1 protein-coding gene is annotated in these 1,396 nt (G+C 57.4%); it reads left to right on the plus strand.

Translation table 11 applies throughout. From position 1 onward, the window contains the following. The coding region (locus ABJK56_RS03585; protein WP_347243297.1) for a TRAP transporter fused permease subunit at positions 1 to 1,396 on the plus strand (1,396 nt) is incomplete at both ends.

Raw genomic sequence — 1,396 nt, forward strand, 5'->3', positions numbered from 1 at the left:
GGCCTCCTCAGCCTCTTTCCTTTCCTGTATTTGGTGGTCACTTACGAAAAACTCATCTATCGCGCCATCATGCCCGAGCCGTGGGACCTCATGATGTCCCTTTCTGAAATACTGCTGGTCCTAGGGGTCATCTTCCGCCTGAGCGGCCCCATTATGCCCACGCTGGTCATGATTTTCGTGCTCTACAACATATACGGGCATCATATTCCGGGGGTCTTCGCCAACCCCGGTTTCAGCGTGGACATGCTCTTGGGCAAGCTCTACTGCGAGACCGAGGCGGGAATTTTCGGATCCATCACCGGCGTTTCCTTGAAATACCTGATCTATTTCACAACCTTGGGCGCGGTGGTCACCCAGATGGGCTTCGGCAAGATCATCGCCAATATCGCGCTGCTTCTGGTCGGCCGAAGCCCCGCCTCTCCCGGTCGGAGCAGTTCGGTCATGGCGGTGCTCATGGGCATGTTCTCGGGATCTGGGGCCGCCGACACGCAGTTTGTGGCCACCCTAACCAAACCGCTTTATGATCAGGTGCGATACAACCGCCTGGTGGCCGCCGGCGTCATCGCCACCGTGGGATCCATCGCCTACATCACCCCGCCGGTCATGGGATCCATTTCGTTCATCATGGTGGAGCTTTTGTCCATTCCCTATTCCATGATCATCGTCATGGCCACAGGCCCCATGCTCCTGTACCTGGCTAGCATTCTGCTCTACAACGAGCTCTACGTCCTTCGGGAGGGCCTTCCTCACCTGGAAGTGGCCACGACCACCACGTGGGCGTATTTTCGAAGATATTCTTATGTCTTCGTGCCCATTCTGTTCATCATCGCCTTGATCTACCGAGGCATTTCCATCAACCTGACGGTTTCCGTGGCCATCGGGTTGTTTCTGCTCTTTGCCTATGCGGATCGTTCCGTGCGGCCTCCAGTGGCCAAGGTGTGGGAAGCCTTGGAAGAAGGGATCGTCTCCCTGCTGCCCATCGCCAGTGCGGTCATCGCCGCCAACATGATCATGTCCATGATGGTCTTGAGCGGGCTGGCGTCCAAGTTTTCCATCGTCATGCTCAAGATCAGCGGATCCAGCATGCTTTTCGCCACGCTGTTCACGGGCGCCTTCAGCCTCATTTTGGGCATGGGCGTGCCGCCCATCGCCACTTATGTATTGACGTCGGCGCTGACGGCCCCGACCATTCAAAAACTGGCCATGATGAGCGGCATTCCCGAGGGGCCGGCCCTTTTGGCCACGCACATGTTTCTTTTCTATTTCGCTGTCTTGGCCGAAGTCACCCCGCCCGTGGCGCTTTCGGCCTATGCGGCGAGCGCCGTCATGGGGACGGATCCCATCAAAACCGGAGTTTTTGCGGCTCGGGTGGCTCTGCCCAAATACTTCATCGGAC

Origin of the sequence: Thermogutta sp. (assembly GCF_039793925.1) — a bacterium.
Classification (GTDB): domain Bacteria; phylum Planctomycetota; class Planctomycetia; order Pirellulales; family Thermoguttaceae; genus Thermogutta.